Origin of the sequence: Bacillus siamensis KCTC 13613 (assembly GCF_000262045.1) — a bacterium.
Taxonomy (GTDB): Bacteria; Bacillota; Bacilli; order Bacillales; family Bacillaceae; genus Bacillus; species Bacillus siamensis.
The window spans coordinates 59687-77226 of record NZ_AJVF01000013.1; the positions used below are offsets into that span (position 1 = coordinate 59687).

The 17540-nt window shown below is 44.9% G+C and carries 7 protein-coding genes; 5 read left to right on the forward strand and 2 right to left on the reverse strand.

Features of this window, described 5'->3' with window-relative positions:
* Nucleotides 1–36: 36 nt before the first annotated feature.
* The 5 genes from Y79_RS0100580 (at nt 37) to Y79_RS0100610 (ending at nt 14723) form a co-directional block, all read left to right on the forward strand.
* On the forward strand, nt 37–7893 hold the full coding sequence (locus tag Y79_RS0100580; RefSeq protein WP_016935950.1) for a non-ribosomal peptide synthetase: 7857 nt from the start codon (nt 37–39) through the stop codon (nt 7891–7893).
* A gap of 307 nt (nt 7894–8200) precedes the next feature.
* A complete protein-coding gene (locus tag Y79_RS0100585; RefSeq protein WP_016935951.1) occupies nt 8201–9739 on the forward strand; it encodes a glycoside hydrolase family 43 protein in 1539 nt (512 codons plus the stop codon).
* 76 nt (nt 9740–9815) lie between these two features.
* The gene (gene xynC / locus Y79_RS0100590; protein ID WP_016935952.1) at nt 9816–11087 is read left to right on the forward strand and encodes a glucuronoarabinoxylan endo-1,4-beta-xylanase XynC; all 1272 of its coding nucleotides are present in this window, start codon (nt 9816–9818) and stop codon (nt 11085–11087) included.
* A gap of 518 nt (nt 11088–11605) precedes the next feature.
* Nucleotides 11606–13105 (forward strand): cellulase family glycosylhydrolase, encoded by a 1500-nt coding sequence (locus tag Y79_RS0100600; RefSeq protein ID WP_016935954.1) that lies wholly within the window; start codon nt 11606–11608, stop codon nt 13103–13105.
* A gap of 481 nt (nt 13106–13586) precedes the next feature.
* The gene (locus tag Y79_RS0100610; RefSeq protein ID WP_016935956.1) at nt 13587–14723 is read left to right on the forward strand and encodes an alpha/beta hydrolase; all 1137 of its coding nucleotides are present in this window, start codon (nt 13587–13589) and stop codon (nt 14721–14723) included.
* A gap of 586 nt (nt 14724–15309) precedes the next feature.
* Here the strand turns inward: Y79_RS0100610 and Y79_RS0100615 are convergent.
* The gene (locus Y79_RS0100615; protein WP_016935957.1) at nt 15310–16938 is read right to left on the reverse strand and encodes a YndJ family protein; all 1629 of its coding nucleotides are present in this window, start codon (nt 16936–16938) and stop codon (nt 15310–15312) included.
* A complete protein-coding gene (locus Y79_RS0100620) occupies nt 16932–17540 on the reverse strand; it encodes a DUF4166 domain-containing protein (protein ID WP_016935958.1) in 609 nt (202 codons plus the stop codon). The genes Y79_RS0100615 and Y79_RS0100620 overlap by 7 nt, the downstream gene beginning before the upstream one ends.

Below are 17540 nucleotides of genomic sequence, written 5' to 3' on the forward strand. Positions count from 1 at the left end.
CTGAAAACAGGAATGAAACCAACTGGAGGGGTATGAATGTCAGAATTCAAACAACAGGAGTTGTTCTGGGGCCGAATGTTTCACACGGAAGACCGTCCCAGTGCATTCCCTTCGTTTCAAGTGTCCGACTCAACAGTAAAGCGTGATATAACAAGCGGATCTGACTGTATTCACAGTTCATTGAGTGCGGATGTATCACGGCGCATCCTGACCATGACGAACCAAACGCCAATGGCCGTCTATCTGGTTCTCCTGATCGGAATTGAATCCCTTTTATACAAATACACGGGGGATGAGGGCGTGATTACAGGGGTTCCAACCTTTGAAGACGAAACTGATGAAGATCTTCGTTCAGACCAGCTCATGTTAATCAAACAGCATATCAATTCCGGCAGTACGTTTAAATCAATTTTCCATGAATTGAAACATACGCTGGACGAAGCGATCTTATATCAGGACGTTCCCTTTGATAAAATGGCCGGACAGCTGAGGCTGAACTACAATGCAAATCATTTGCCGATCATCCATACAGTCGTTTCACTAGAGCAAATTCATTCTGATGGTTTCATAGAAACGGCTGCTGCAGATGCTTTATTTCAGTTTGTTATGGGTGAAGGCTTGATTGACCTAAAGTTATGTTTTAATGAACAAGTCTATGACCGTCAGTATATGATGCAGGTGCTCGGACATTTAAACCGGCTATTTTCTGTCATATTATTTCAGCCTGACCTCCCCCTCGGCCAAGTGGATATTTTGCCAGAATCGGAGACACATACACTTCTCGTTGACAATCAAACTGCGAAAACTGAATATCCGCGGGATAAGACGATTTATCAGTTATTCGAAGAACAGATGAAACGAACACCGGATCAAGCAGCTGTTATTTGCGGAGAAAAGCAATTCACATATCGTCAGCTCAATGAACGTGCCAATCAATTAGCCCGAACGTTAAGGAAAAAGGGGGTAAAGACGGACCGGCTCACTGCGATTATTTGCGAACATGAGATCGAACTGGTCGTGGGAATACTGGCCGTTTTAAAAGCGGGAGGGGCCTATGTGCCAATTGACCCGGATTATCCGAAGCATCGCATACAGTATATAGCAGAAGACTCCCAAGCTGATATCATTCTGACGCAGAGCCATCTTCAAAAACAGTTGGAACTTGCGGGCACAATGGTTTTCCTCGATCAGGAAAGCTCTTACCACGAAGACGGCTCTGACCTGGAACCGATCAGCAGTACGAAGGATTTGGCTTATGTCATTTATACGTCAGGCTCCACAGGCAAGCCTAAAGGAGTGGCAATTGAGCATCAGGGCTTAACCAATTATATTTGGTGGGCCCGCCGGGTCTATGTCAAAGGGGAAAAAACCAACTTTCCCCTATATTCGTCCATCGCTTTTGATCTGACGATAACGTCTGTTTTCACTCCGCTTATTACAGGAAATTCCATTATTGTCTACGGAGGAGAAAACAGTGCTGCCTTGCTTGATTGCATTATTCAGGATTCAAGGGCGGATATTATCAAGCTGACCCCGGCGCACTTGCAGTTATTGAAAGAGATGAATATCCCTGCTGAGTGCACCATTCGGAAATTCATTGTCGGCGGTGACAATTTAAGCACGCGGCTCGCCCGAAGCATCAGCGGGAAATTCGGCGGAAAAATCGAAATTTTTAACGAATACGGGCCTACAGAGACAGTCGTCGGCTGTATGATTTATTCCTTTGATCCGCAAAACGACAGACGGGAATCAGTGCCGATCGGAACCGCCGCGGACAACATGAATATTTACGTGATGGATAAGAGCATGAAGCCGGTGCCTGCCGGCGTCCCGGGAGAAATCTATATCAGCGGGGACGGCATCGCCAGAGGATACTTGAACAGAGCGGAATTAACGGCGGAAAGGTTTTTGCAGCACCCCTTTGTGCCAGAGGTGAAAATGTACCGGACGGGAGATTTAGCAAGGCGGCTCCCGGACGGAAATATCGAATATTTAGGCCGGATCGACCACCAGGTCAAAATCCGCGGTTACCGCATTGAAATCGGGGAAGTCGAATCCGCATTTTTCCAAATACCGCCGATTCAAGAAGCTCTCGTTACGGCACAAGAAACCAACGGGGAAACATCCTTGTGCGCCTATTATACCGCACAGCATTCTTTAACCGCAGGCGAAATTCGGGAGCACCTGTCCCGGCAGCTTCCGTCCTATATGATCCCTGCTTATTTTGTACAGCTGGCAGCGATGCCGCTTACTTCCAACGGAAAAATAGATCGCGAGGCGCTGCCTGCTCCAACGGGAAATCTCACTGGCAATCCTTATACAGCTCCGCGGACAGAACTGGAAAAGATACTGGCCGGGGTGTGGGAATCCGTATTAGGCGCAGAACAGGTCGGAATCGATGATCATTTCTTTGAGCTGGGAGGAGATTCGATTAAGTCGATTCAGGTGACCTCAAGCTTATATCAAGCCGGGTATAAGCTTGACATCAAACACTTGTTCAAACACCCGACGATCTCCGGGCTTGCTCCTTTTATTGAGCCCGTTACCCGAATCGCAGAACAAGGGGAAATCAAAGGCCGTACCTTATTGACGCCGATTCAGCATTGGTTTTTCGCCCGGCAATACCCTGATCCGCACCATTATAATCAATCTGTCATGCTTTATTTTAAAGAGGGGTTGGACGAATCGAAGCTTCAGAAAGTCATGAAGAAGATAGCCGAGCATCACGATGCTTTGCGCATGGTCTATGTTCAGGGAGATCATGGACACGAAGCCCGAAATCGGGGGATCAGTGAAGGAGAATTATTCAGCCTCGAAGTATTCTCTTTACTCGAAGAAAACAACCCCGCTCAACCGATAGAAAAGATAGCCAATGACATTCAGCAATCCATCCATTTAGCCGCTGGTCCGCTCATGAAACTGGGATTGTTTCAATGTCAGGATGGCGATCATTTGCTGATTGCGATTCATCATCTGGTTGTAGATGGCGTATCGTGGAGGATTTTACTTGAGGATATAACGTCAGCTTATGAGCAGCTCCAAAACGGAGAAGCGATCACGCTCCCTAAGAAGACGGATTCCTATCTGTTATGGGCTGAACGATTGAAACGTTATGCAGAAAGTCCGGAATTTGAAGCGAAAAATCAATATTGGCTTGAGCAGAAACATATCTCGCAACACAAATTGCCAAAGGACAATGAGCAGGAAACCGGTCTGGCCGAAGACCGGGAAACGATCATCGTCCAATGGACAGAGGAAGAAACCGAGCGTTTATTAAAAAAATCGAACCGGGCCTATACGACTGACATTAATGATTTATTGCTGACCGGACTCGGAACGGCTGTTCATCGCTGGACGGGGCATGAAGAAATTCATGTTCATCTGGAAGGGCACGGCAGGGAATCTATTTTTCAAGACGTTGATATTTCACGTACGGTGGGCTGGTTCACAACCCAATACCCGGTTTCTCTTCAAATCCAGTCGGACCGGGACATCTCCCAGCGGATTAGAACAGTGAAAGAACAGCTGCGTCAGATTCCCCAAAAAGGAATAGGATATGGCCTGATGAAATATTCGTCCGATCATCCGAAGGCATCAGAATGGACCGGACATCCGGAAATCAGCTTCAATTACCTCGGACAATTTGATCAAGATTTCGAAAATGGAGGAATCGAGGTATCTCCTTACTCCGGAGGGAAAATTGCAAGCGACAGACATCCCATTGCCTATACGCTTGAGATTAACGGCATGATCTCAGACGGCCGGCTGTCATTGGCCATCAGTTACAGCGGTAAACAATATCGAAGAGAAACAATGGAAACATGCGCAGCTCTCTTAAAGAACAGCTTAAAAGAAGTCATCGAACATTGCGCAGCTCAAAAAGACATTCACCTGACGCCAAGCGATATCTCGCTGAAGGACTTAACAATTGAAGAATTAGATCAATTTGTTCAGCAAACACAGCATATTGGCGACATTGAAAATATATATCCTTTAACTCCCATGCAGAAAGGTATGCTGTTCCATAGTTTAATGGATTCGGCTTCCAGAGCTTACTTTGAACAAGCCGCTTTTGATCTCAAAGGCGACTTGGATATCGAGGCATTTACAATGAGTTTGTCACAGCTGGCGGAAAGACATGAGATTCTCCGGACTCATTTTTATACGGAATGGAAAGATCAGCCTTTGCAGATCGTATTCCGGAAAAAACCGATCGAAATAACTGTTGACGATATTCGAAGCATGAAGAATAAACAACGAAACGAGTTCATTGCCGGCTTTGTACAAAAAGATAAGGCAAGAGGATTCGACCTTACCCAAGATGCGTTAATGCGCGTATCAATCCTTCGTACAGAGGATGACCAAGCCCGATTGATATGGAGCTTCCATCATATTTTAATGGATGGCTGGTGTCTGCCTCTTATTACGAAAGAAGTGTTTGAAACCTATTATGAGCTTATTGATAGAAGAAAACCGGAGCCCGAAGCCGTCACCCCGTACAGCCGATATATCGAATGGCTGGAAGACCAGGATCATAAGCACGCTTCAGCCTATTGGCAAAAATATTTGGACGGTTATGAAGGACAAACCGTTTTACTGAAAGAACCTGTCTCAAACCAAGCCACGGGATATCAAAAACAAAGGCTTGCATGCCGGCTCGGAAAACAGCTGTCAGAAGAAATCAGACAGACTGCAAGCAAGCATCACGTCACCGTGAATACGTTCATTCAAAGTGCGTGGGGACTATTGCTGCAAAGATACAACAACAGTCAGGATGTCGTTTTCGGATCGGTCGTATCCGGCCGCCCGGCAGAAATTCCGGGTATTGAATCCATGGTCGGTTTATTTATCAACACCATTCCCGTCCGTATTACCGCTCAGCCTGGAATGACTGTGGAACAAGTGTTGAAAATGAGCCAGGAGCAGGCATTGGCTTCTCAGGCGTATGATACATTTCCGTTATATGAAATTCAGGCTCAAACCGAACAAAAGCAGCAGCTGATCAGTCATATCATGGTATTTGAAAATTATCCGGTCGAGAAACAAATGGAACATATGAAACCGAATCGTGACGCGCTGGACATTATCAATTTCCATATGGAAGAGCATACCCATTACGATTTCAATTTCATTGTCATGCCCGCGGGAGAAATCGACATTCATTTTGTATACAATAGCAACGTCTATGATCATGCAAGTGTCAAGCGGATGGAAGAGCATTTTATGCAAATCATTAAGCAGATGGTGAACAGTCAGGCGATTCGCGTCCAAGACTTGGATATACTTACGGGGGATGAACGTTCGCTCCTTATAGAGGCATTTAATGATACGGAAGCAGATTATCCAAAGGAAAAGACGCTTCATCAATTGTTTGAGGAACAAGCACAGCGTACGCCTGATCAAACGGCTGTCGTATACGGGGAAAGCCAGCTGACATACCGGGAACTGAATGAAAGAGCCAATCAACTTGCCCGGACATTGCAATCAGAAGGCGTGCAGCCGGATCAGCCGGTCGGGATTATGGCCGAACGTTCCTTGGAAATGATCGCAGGACTCTTCGGAATCTTAAAAGCCGGCGGCGCGTATGTGCCGATCGATCCGAGCTATCCGGAAGAACGGATTCACTATATATTGGAGGATTCGGATACGAAGCTGTTGTTAGTACAGAGTCACTTGAGGAAAAGCGTGCCTTTTACGGGAAAAGTGCTTGACCTGGAAGATCCGCGATTCTCTTGGGAAGATGGTTCAAACTTGAAACAGACGGCCGGACCGAATCACTTAGCTTATGTTATCTATACTTCGGGATCAACAGGCCGACCGAAAGGGGTTATGGTGGAACACCGATCCGTAATCAATCGTCTCGTTTGGATGCAGGAACATTACCCGCTGGATAAGCAGGATGTCATTCTGCAAAAAACCCCAATCACCTTTGATGTATCGGTGTGGGAATTGTTCTGGTGGTCGATGACTGGTTCTAAAGCGGTATTGCTTCCAAACGGAGGGGAAAAGAACCCTGACGTCATCTTAGATACGATTGCGCAGAAAAATGTCACCGTTATGCATTTTGTGCCTGCGATGCTGCATGCTTTTCTTGAGTCCATGGAGCAGAAATCCGACGAGGAATTAAAGAGAAAGCTGGCGTCATTAAAATATGTATTTGCAAGCGGCGAGGCTTTGACGCCTGCGCACGTTGCCGGGTTTCATCGCTTGATCACACCGGCGGGTGAGGCTAAAATCATCAATTTATACGGGCCGACCGAAGCGACGATCGATGTATCGTATTTTGAATGCGAAGCGGGAGAAACGCTTAACTCAGTTCCGATAGGTAAACCGATTTCCAACATTCAATTGTATATCGTACACCCTGAATCAGAATTTCTTCAACCGCTCGGTGTGGCAGGAGAGCTGTGTATCGCCGGAGACGGGCTCGCACGGGGCTATTTGAACCGCCCGGAGCTGACGGCTGAGAAGTTTGCAGCTCACCCATTTGAAGCAGGGAAGCGGATGTACCGGACAGGCGACTTGGCAAGATGGCTGCCCGATGGCAATATCGAGTATTTGGGACGAATCGATCATCAAGTGAAAATCCGAGGCTACCGGATAGAACTCGGCGAGATCGAAGCATCTTTACTACAACTCGATGCTGTCAAAGAAGCGGTCGTCATCGCGATTGAAGAAGAGGGCTCAAAGCAGCTGTGCGCTTACTTGTCAGGAGACGAGTCATTAAATACGGCGCAGCTGAAGCGTCATTTGCTGAACAATCTGCCCGCGTATATGATTCCGGCTTATTTTGTACAAGTAGAGAAGATGCCGATAACCGCTAATGGAAAAATCGATCGAAAAGCGTTGCCGGCTCCTGAGGGAAATAGGCTTACCGGAACCGAATACGCAGCGCCAGGAACGTTAATTGAAAAGCAGCTGGCCGATATATGGAAGGATATTTTAGCTCTGCCTGACCCCGGGATTAAAGATCACTTCTTTGACGTTGGCGGCCATTCACTTAAAGTATTGCAGCTCATTCATCAAATTAACGCCAGTATGGGAATCAAAATGCATTATCAAGCCGTATACGATTTTCCTACCATCGAAACAATGGCACGCGCCATTCAAGCTGCAGTTTTCGAATCCGAGACGGATCATAACGTATTCGTCAAGCTGAACCAGGAAGATTCAATCCCTGTGTTCTGTTTCCCGCCTTTAATCGGGTATGGACTCGTTTATAATGAAATGGCGAAAAGACTTGACGGCGTCAGCACCGTCTATGCGGCAGATTTTTTAGAAGAGCCGTCTCATGAGAAAGAGATCGTTGACCGGTATGCAGAAAGCATGATAAGCATTCAAGAACAAGGGCCTTTTGTTCTGCTTGGTTACTCTTCGGGATCGAATTTGGCTTTTGAGGCTGCTAAAGCTTTGGAGAAGCGGGGCCGCACCGTATCTGATGTCATTATGCTGGATTCTAAAATCACCGATTCGGTAACTCATTTATCGGAAGAGGAAATCCAAGAGATCGTCCATCTGAATATGGACATTATTCCGGACTACTACAGAGAAATATTAACTATTCCTTCGATTAAGGATAAAATCAGAGGCTATCTTGCGTATCACAATGAACTGATCAATTCCGGCACCGTTAACGCCAACATCCATCATTTACTATGCGGCGATGTAACCGATGATAGGGGCTGGACACAATCAACAGCACAGCATTATCTTGAGTACAAATTAAAAGGAGATCACGTGACGATCTTTGAACCTCACAATATCGAAGAAAATACGGATGCAATTCGATCTATTATTAAACGGATTGAAGAACGGCATCATCACGGACTTGTTCTTGAAGAACAACTGTCAATGGGATCATTTGCGGGAAATACGAAGTTTGACAAAATGTAAATGATCCAGTGTAAAATGCCGCTGGATGACAGTCAGCGGCATTTTGTACGAAAAAGAAGAGAGTAAACTCATGCATTTGAAACGGTTTCCTCGAATGCGTTCTCCATGACCATTTGTCATCAAATGTTAAAAGAAAATTCTCATTTTAAGGAAAAAGAAGGATATTCAGTCATGACAAAAAAGTGTAGCTTATGTTTAGGGGTTCTTGCTTTATGATTGAGTTGCTTATCAGGGAAGTCGTCGTATGCTGCCAACACTGCAATTTCCCAAAAGGACCCTTATTTTAGGAAAAGGGGGATATGAAGTAATGAGGAAAAAATGTAGCTTATGTTTATGGGTTCTTGTTTTATTATTGAGCTGCTTATCTGGGAAGTCTGCGTATGCTGCCAGTACGCCAATTGCAAAACATGCAGGGAATTCAAACCCGCTGATCGACCATCATTTGGGCGCAGATCCGTTTGCACTGACTTATAACGGAAGAGTCTACATCTATATGTCAAGTGATGATTATGAATATAACAGCAACGGAACGATTAAGGATAATTCATTTGCCAATTTGAATAGAGTATTCGTCATATCTTCAGCGGATATGGTGAACTGGACAGACCACGGAGCCATTCCGGTAGCAGGTGCCTATGGTGCTAATGGCGGCCGGGGGATCGCAAAGTGGGCAGGTGCGTCCTGGGCTCCGTCAGTCGCCGTTAAAAAGATAAATGGCAAGGACAAATTCTTCCTTTATTTCGCAAACAGCGGCGGCGGTATCGGGGTTCTCACTGCAGACAGCCCGACCGGTCCGTGGACAGATCCGATCGGAAAACCGCTGGTGACACCAAGTACACCAGGAATGTCCGGCGTTGTATGGCTTTTTGATCCGGCAGTATTCGTAGATGACGACGGTACCGGTTACCTGTATGCCGGCGGAGGCATCCCCGGAGGTTCAAATCCGACGCAGGAGCAATGGGCAAACCCTAAAACAGCAAGAGTCATGAAATTAGGGCCTGATATGACCAGTGTTTCCGGAAGTGCATCTACGATCGATGCGCCTTTCATGTTTGAAGATTCGGGAATGCACAAATATAACGGGACATATTACTATTCCTATTGCATCAATTTCAGCGGCGCGCACCCGGCCGATAAACCCCCAGGTGAGATCGGCTACATGACCAGCTCAAGTCCCATGGGTCCCTTTACATATAGAGGGCACTTCCTGAAAAATCCGGGTGCATTTTTCGGAGGCGGCGGAAACAACCATCATGCCGTTTTCAATTTTAAAAACGAGTGGTACACGGTGTATCATACTCAAACTGTCAGCTCCGCTCTGTTCGGGGCCGGCAAAGGATACCGTTCTCCCCATATCAATAAGCTTGTGCATAATTCAGACGGATCCATTCAAGAGGTAGCGGCAAATTATACAGGCGTAAAACAGCTTTCTAACTTGAATCCATATCACCGGGTAGAAGCTGAAACGTTTGCCTGGAATGGACGGATTTTGACCGAGAATTCCTCTGCACCCGGCGGGCCGGTAAATAATCAACATATAACAAACATTCAGAACGGAGACTGGGTTGCTGTAGGAAATGCAGACTTCGGGTCAGGCGGTGCCAGGACGTTTAAAGCAAATGTAGCATCCGCTCTTGGCGGGAAAATAGAAGTGCGTCTCGATAGTCCAACTGGTAAACTTGCGGGAACACTGAATGTCCCTTCCACAGGCGGAACACAAAATTGGAGAGAAATAGAAACTGCGGTAAGCGGCGCAGCCGGTGTGCACAACGTATTCTTTGTATTTACCGGAACAGGTTCAGGAAACTTGTTTAATTTTGATTATTGGCAATTTACGCAAAGATAACATCAGTTTTGTGATATAAAAGCAGGACAGAACACATTTTTCTAATACGGTAAAAGACAGATAAAGGAGAGAAAAAATGATGTCGAGCGTAAAAAAAACAATTTGTCTATTATTGGTATGTTTCACTACGCTGTCAGTAATGTTAATGGGCCCAGGCGCTGCTGAGGTCTTGGCGGCAAATGATGTAACAGTTAACATTTCCGCAGAAAGACAAGTGATTCGCGGTTTTGGAGGGATGAACCACCCGGCTTGGGTTGGAGATTTAACAGCTGCTCAAAGAGAAACTGCTTTTGGCAATGGACAGAACCAGTTAGGCTTTTCGATCTTAAGAATTCATGTAGATGAAAATAGAAATAACTGGTACAAAGAAGTAGAGACTGCAAAGAGTGCGATCAAACATGGAGCAATCGTTTTCGCTTCCCCTTGGAATCCTCCAAACGATATGGTCGAGACTTTCAATCATAATGGTGACACATCTGCTAAGCGGCTGAGATACGATAAGTACGCCGCATATGCGCAGCATCTTAACGATTTCGTTAACTTCATGAAGAGTAATGGTGTAAATCTGTATGCAATTTCCATCCAAAACGAGCCTGATTACGCTCACGAGTGGACGTGGTGGACGCCGCAAGAAATACTTCGCTTTATGAGAGAAAACGCCGGCTCAATCAATGCCCGCGTCATTGCGCCTGAATCATTTCAATACTTAAAGAATTTGTCGGACCCGATTTTGAACGATCCTCAGGCCCTTGCCAATATGGATATTCTCGGAACCCACCTGTACGGAACTCAGGTCAGTCAATTCCCTTATCCTCTTTTTAAACAAAAAGGAGCGGGGAAAGACCTTTGGATGACGGAAGTATACTATCCGAACAGTGATAACAACTCGGCGGATCGATGGCCCGAGGCCTTGGATGTTTCGCAACATATTCACAGTTCGATGGTAGAAGGGGATTTACAAGCTTATGTTTGGTGGTACATCCGAAGATCATATGGTCCTATGAAAGAAGATGGCACGATCAGCAAACGAGGCTACAATATGGCCCATTTCTCTAAATTTGTGCGCCCTGGATATGTAAGGATTGATGCAACGAAAAACCCTAATCCGAATGTTTACGTGTCAGCCTATAAAGGTGACAACAAAGTCGTGATTGTCGCCATTAACAAAACCAATACAGGGGTCAACCAAAACTTTGTGTTGCAGAACGGATCTGCTTCGCAAGTATCCAGATGGATCACGAGCAGCAACAGCAATCTTCAGCCTGGAACGGATCTCAAAGTAACGGACAATCACTTTTGGGCCCATCTGCCGGCTCAAAGCGTGACAACATTTGTTGTAAAGCGTTAAAGGTACCTGATTGTTCAATTAGATCATAGCAATAAGCCAATTTTCTGACTCCAAAAAGAAAATTGGCTTATTTTCTGTGGGCCTCTGACTGCATCCCTCACTGAAGTACAATCTCATTGTACAACTCCAACCTTAACCCGTATTAATCCGAACCTTACATCAACCTTAAATTAACCAGTACAGAATAAGGGCTTGTCCTCTTACAGCAATCATAAGATTCAATGCTATATTGAGACTCATCACATTAAGCATATCTACGTTGGAAATAAATTTAATTTTTCGATTCGATTGAAAAATGACGTGTAAAGTCCCGATTCCGTCCAGTTTTCTTTGTTCTATATGTGTCAGGTGTATCTTATTCAATAGAGATAGAGCAAATTGACAGGCTTTTAAACCTCCTTTTAAACCTCCCAAAAACAAGAAATTAGGTTGATAGACAATCATGAGAAAGATTTTTACAATGAGTTCGTGCTCATAAGAAGTAGAGCCAAAATGATGTGAAGGAGGAAAAGACAGATATGAAACGGTCAATCTCTATTTTTATTACGTGTTTATTGATTGTGGTATTGACAATGGGCGGCATGCTGGCTTCGCCGGCATCTGCAGCAGGGACTAAAACGCCAGTAGCCAAGAATGGACAGCTTAGCATAAAAGGGACACAGCTCGTAAACCGAGACGGCAAAGCGGTACAGCTGAAAGGGATCAGTTCACACGGATTGCAATGGTATGGCGATTTCGTCAATAAAGACAGCTTAAAATGGCTGAGAGACGATTGGGGCATCACCGTTTTCCGCGCGGCGATGTATACAGCAGATGGCGGTTATATTGACAACCCGTCTGTGAAAAATAAAGTGAAAGAAGCGGTTGAAGCGGCAAAAGAGCTTGGGATATATGTCATCATTGACTGGCATATCTTAAATGACGGCAATCCAAACCAAAATAAAGAGAAGGCGAAAGAATTTTTCAAGGAAATGTCAAGTCTTTACAAAAATACGCCAAACGTCATTTATGAAATTGCAAATGAACCAAACGGTGATGTGAACTGGAAGCGGGATATTAAACCGTATGCGGAAGAAGTGATTTCCGTGATCCGCAAAAATGACCCCGACAATCCCATCATTGTAGGTACCGGTACATGGAGCCAGGATGTGAATGATGCAGCCGATGATCAGCTAAAAGATGCAAACGTCATGTACGCGCTTCATTTTTATGCCGGCACACACGGCCAATCTTTACGGGATAAAGCAAACTATGCACTCAGTAAAGGAGCGCCTATTTTCGTGACGGAATGGGGAACAAGCGACGCGTCTGGAAATGGCGGTGTATTCCTTGACCAGTCGCGGGAATGGCTGAATTATCTCGACAGCAAGAAAATCAGCTGGGTGAACTGGAATCTTTCTGATAAGCAGGAATCATCCTCAGCGTTAAAGCCGGGAGCATCTAAAACAGGCGGCTGGCCGCTGTCAGATTTAACTGCTTCAGGAACATTCGTAAGAGAAAACATTCGCGGCAATAAAGATTCAACGAAAGAACGCCCTGAAACGCCGGCACAAGATAACCCCGCACAGGAAAACGGCATTTCTGTACAATACAAAGCAGGGGATGAGGGTGTGAACAGCAACCAAATCCGCCCGCAGCTTCACATAAAAAATAACGGAAATACGACGGTTGATTTAAAAGATGTCACTGCCCGCTACTGGTATAACGCGAAAAACAAAGGCCAAAACTTTGACTGTGACTACGCGCAGATTGGATGCGGCAATCTGACCCACAAGTTTGTGACGCTGCATAAACCTAAGCAAGGCGCAGATACCTATCTGGAACTGGGGTTTAAAAAAGGAACGCTGTCACCGGGAGCAAGCACAGGGAATATTCAGCTTCGTCTTCACAACGATGACTGGAGCAATTATGCACAAAGCGGCGATTATTCCTTTTTCCAATCAAATACGTTTAAAACAACGAAAAAAATCACATTATATTATCAAGGAAAACAAATTTGGGGAACAGAACCCAATTAGTTAAGCTTTAGGCGGACATCAGCAACACGATGTCCGCTTTTATGATCTTAAAAACAGCAATACAAAGAAGTTTACGTGGCGGATGAAACTTCTGAAACAGTCTATAGGCCTGTACAAAATGTGCTAAAGGGCGAGTCATTCCCCTTAATCAAGGACATTTTACGCCGAATGAGGGCTGATGGAAATCTACGGCCTGATATTGGCGATGATCTGATTTCTTTTATATTTGAGTCAATGCAGTTTAATTTAGCCATGGTTTTTAGAGAATTCGATATTAAGGACTCTAGGCTATACTATAAGATTAGCAAGTACTTTGCTGACTTTATGGATCACGAGCTGCTTTAATATCACAAATATTCTGAAATTTTTAGCAATCTCAAGAAAGCAAGGGAGTAAATATGACTCACTGAACATAGGATGTAGTATTCAAAGTATGTATTTCACATTCGCCACTTTTATTCATTAAGGGGGCACAAAGAGAATGAAAACTTATGACACATTTCCAAAACCAATTGGCGGCTATACTGTCGGCCGAACCCAGATGGATTTTGATTACACGGCATCAGATCACTCAAAAAGAGAACTGACAGCGTTTGTGTACTATCCGTCCGACAGCAGCGAAGGGAAGACTACATCAACGTACATGTTTCCTGAAGTCTCCGAAATGCTTAATGAGCAGCCGCTTCTCACTGCGTTGAAGGATGCTTACTCTATAGATATCAAGACCCAATGTTACGACGACCTTGCTCTCTCCGGGAAGGAAAAACGCTATCCGGTGTTATTCTATGTTTGCGGCGGAGGCGGTTCTCCGGAATGGGGTACAGTGATCTGTACAGACTTGGCAAGCATGGGGTATGTTGTGGTAAGCATCGGCCATCAGAATAGCACAATGTATAAGCGTAAAGATGGGCGCATGTTTAATGTATCAAAGGATTTTTCGGATGCCATTTTGGCGTTTTCTGAAGATCCGGAGATGCTGGCGTTGGCTGATAAGATGGAGATGCGGCCTAACGATGAAACTGCCATTGAGATGTGCCGTAACGTGCTTACACTGCCGATACTTGACAAGTTAACAGTGTATAGTGAATTACAGGCGGAAGATGTAAGGTATGCAGCCGATTATCTTTACAAACTGGACTCTGGAGAGCTGAATTCTATCTTTAAAGATAGATTGTTGCTTGACATCGGCATGGGCATAGTCGGACATTCTTACGGAGGGCCTACGACAGCGATTGTTTGCCGGGATGACGACCGATTCGCCTGCGGGATTGGCCTGGATAGCGGTGCGTTCGGCCTTCAGGGCAGCGACCTAAAGAAACCCTTTTTGCTGCTGTTTTGTGAACCGAACTATAACATGAATGCGATCATTGGCGCTAACAATAGCATGGAAACCTATTATTTCTCTGTTGATCGTGCTGCGCATTTAGATTACTGCGACATCGTGTTTACTAATGTGAATGCGGAACTCAGAGGCGAACGGGATGCTATGGAGATGCGGAATCTTGTTACAAACTATACGAAGAACTTTTTTGATCATTACATACTGCAGAAGGCTGCAAGTGTGGAAAGTCTGGCATACGATGGCGTGGACTTGATCAAGAAGGCCGGCAACAAGTGACATAACCGATTAAAATACTCAAACCGAAAAACCTTTATGACCAATTTAATTTATTAAGGACGTAGAGGTTTTTTAATAGTACACTGCAAAAAGGGAGTGCTGTTAGAATCCATTTTTATATTCTCTTCACAATTTCTAGTTTACATAATATATATTCTAGGAAGTTAAACAAAGAGATAAATTTCCTGTCTCATAAACTAAGTATACTTTAGTCAATGAGACGAAAAAGAAATGTATAGCAAAATAACCCGCATATTCCGTTTGCGCTTATTATTATTCATCTGTCACGCACAAATTTAATCCCGGTTACAGCACCATGATAAAAGAATGGCTTTTTTTCTTCATTTTATTTATCCAATGAACACACAAATGAAAAATTCATGTCTGGTAATACTTTTCTGCTCTTTCCTTGCTCATTTTCGAAGATTTTTTGCACTGGCTGCGCACAGCGATTTCAAATAAGTCGGCAAATGACGAATGTTAAGTACAACACTATTACAAAAACGCTTCCATTTCATAATTTCAGGATGCTTCTCTATATTTACATGATAAATAAGCCGTCTTGAACAGACGGCTTTACAGCTTGTTATTTGCTTTGCTTACCTGCAGAAGTGTGAGTGACCCGATACTGCACAGTTAAAAACTTCAGGCCGAACAGCCACATATGATGAACGGCCTTCAAGCTTGTTTCGCTCTGGGCCGCAATAAGAAATGTCTCTGCCAGAGGAAGATGGCATGCCCCCCATTTCGTTTGCAGATAAATCCCTTCATCACCCGCTCCGCTTTTTCGGCGTCTGCTCGTCAAAACAAGATTCTGCTTATGCGCATAAGGTTTTAAAATGCCCGTCATTTGGCCAAACGGCAGCGGGAGAGAAATATTCATGTATCCCTCCCCTTTTGACCTGTACGCTGAATACAGCGCAGTAAAAACGGTTTCCTGCTTGTCATTTGTCCTGATCCACGCTCGGACATTTTTTCTGCCGTCTCTGTCAGAATCGACTCCTTTCATGCTAGTGTGCATGGTATACCAATCCGGATTCATTGACAGGTGGATCTGCCCCGCTCTTCTGCTGAACGGCTCGTACATGCGCGCGAACGGCCGAAACCATCCGCTCCACGTCACTTTTGCCTTGATGTCATAATCGATTGTCTCTTCATAAAAGGAAATAACGGCCGGAGCCAGTTTTTCAGTTGAAAAGTCTTCAGAATGCAGTTCTCTCATCTGATCCTGAAGGCCGGTATAATGGATTTCATTTGCTGCATGAATGTCAGTCAAAAAATTTTCGCCTATCGTTCCCTTCCCGTAAATTCGGCTGAACGTTCTTTCACTGCCCTCATCAAACGGTCTCGGATTTTCTATTCTCCATCCCGCCAAAGCCGGCATAATAACGCCGAATGCATTGACGGCCCCGTGAATCCAAATCATCTGACTGATCGTGAGCGTTGCCGCCTCGCGGTAGACACCGAACGAATATATCAAAGAAAAAGCAATTGTAATCATTAACACAGCCGAAGAACTCCTGATCAAGAACCTGGCTGTTTTCACAGCAAACGGCGCCTTAAAGACGAGATACGCATTAACATACAGACCCGTCAGATACAGAGCGACAGCAATCACATCAAGTATCTTTGAAAATGTAATCCCCAGGGCGATAAGGATCGGCGAAATCAGGAGAATGACCGTGCTCAGTCTGTAAAGAACGCGATTCTCCCGCAGGACCCTGCCGAGCAATCCGTTAAAGATCGGAATGAGAAAAGCCGAATAGTGAAAGTGCACCGCCGTCAGCAGCACGATAAGCGGACCAAAATCCATGATAGGAATCTTAAGGATATATGCAAAAAACCAAAATCCGCCGCCGGCCAAATAAACGAAACCCATCATAACAGACATCTCTTCCGCTCTGTGGATATTTGTTTTCATCAGCCGCCATACAGCATACAGTGCCAGTCCAAGCGTATAAATGAGCCAGACAAAGGCAAAAAAGCTGAAGTCTGTAATCAGCGCAAGCACTGCACATAAAGCGGCAATGGGATAACTCCGTAATAGCACATTCTCTAAGGTCTTTGACGGCCGAAACGCAAAGCGGAATACAGCTGGAACGAAAAATAGTACGGATAATAAAACAAACGTCTCAGCAGCTGATATATGCGGTGCTTCAGCCGCCGCAAATCCCAAAAAGCAAACCGCGCCTACCATGAGATGACGCTTCAGCATGTTTCTCCCTCTGTTTCCCGGAAAGTCCCCCGGTAAGAGAAAATTGTGCCGAGTATCCTGTTTTTCACATGAACCTTTATGCTGAAGCAATTCACTTCCTCATCATAAGCCTCATAAACGGTTGAACTGCCGCACAGCCAAGCCGGAAGCGGGATTTTCTTTCCGCCTATCAGGAGCCACTGCTTTCCGGATGTAATAACAAGCCCTCCGTCTGAAGACGCTTCTAAATGCAGTTCAGACAGCAGGATATGAGGTTTACCGAAGTAATCAAGAATTCTGTTTTCCCGCTCGTCATATTCCATGATCGCATCAAAAAACCGGGTTTTGCCTTTAAAGAAAAAGGTTCGGTTCCACTCCACACCATTTTTCCTGTTTTTGTTCTCAATGGTAAAAGGGATATCTGTTCCCCTCTCTGAGAAAAAACATCTGAAAAAAACGCCTGTCTTTAAAAGCATTCTGACAAACAACGAACCTCCCTTAATTTCTGACATAACCCCTTCTCCGCAAAACGTGCGTGATCCGGCAAACCTATACCGTTTCTGCAGCATCGGATGCAGGAATTGATAATGAATAATCGCTTTTTCATACATTGAATCCGTCAT

Bases quoted from the DNA above. Each gene is read 5' to 3' on its own strand.
- Y79_RS0100610 (WP_016935956.1), top strand. From the start codon at position 13,587: ATGAAAACTTATGACACATTTCCAAAACCAATTGGCGGCTATACTGTC.
- Y79_RS0100585 (WP_016935951.1), top strand. From the start codon at position 8,201: ATGAGGAAAAAATGTAGCTTATGTTTATGGGTTCTTGTTTTATTATTG.
- xynC (WP_016935952.1), top strand. From the start codon at position 9,816: ATGATGTCGAGCGTAAAAAAAACAATTTGTCTATTATTGGTATGTTTC.
- Y79_RS0100615 (WP_016935957.1), bottom strand. From the start codon at position 16,938: ATGCTGAAGCGTCATCTCATGGTAGGCGCGGTTTGCTTTTTGGGATTT.
- Y79_RS0100600 (WP_016935954.1), top strand. From the start codon at position 11,606: ATGAAACGGTCAATCTCTATTTTTATTACGTGTTTATTGATTGTGGTA.
- Y79_RS0100580 (WP_016935950.1), top strand. From the start codon at position 37: ATGTCAGAATTCAAACAACAGGAGTTGTTCTGGGGCCGAATGTTTCAC.
- Y79_RS0100620 (WP_016935958.1), bottom strand. From the start codon at position 17,540: ATGACGGATTCAATGTATGAAAAAGCGATTATTCATTATCAATTCCTG.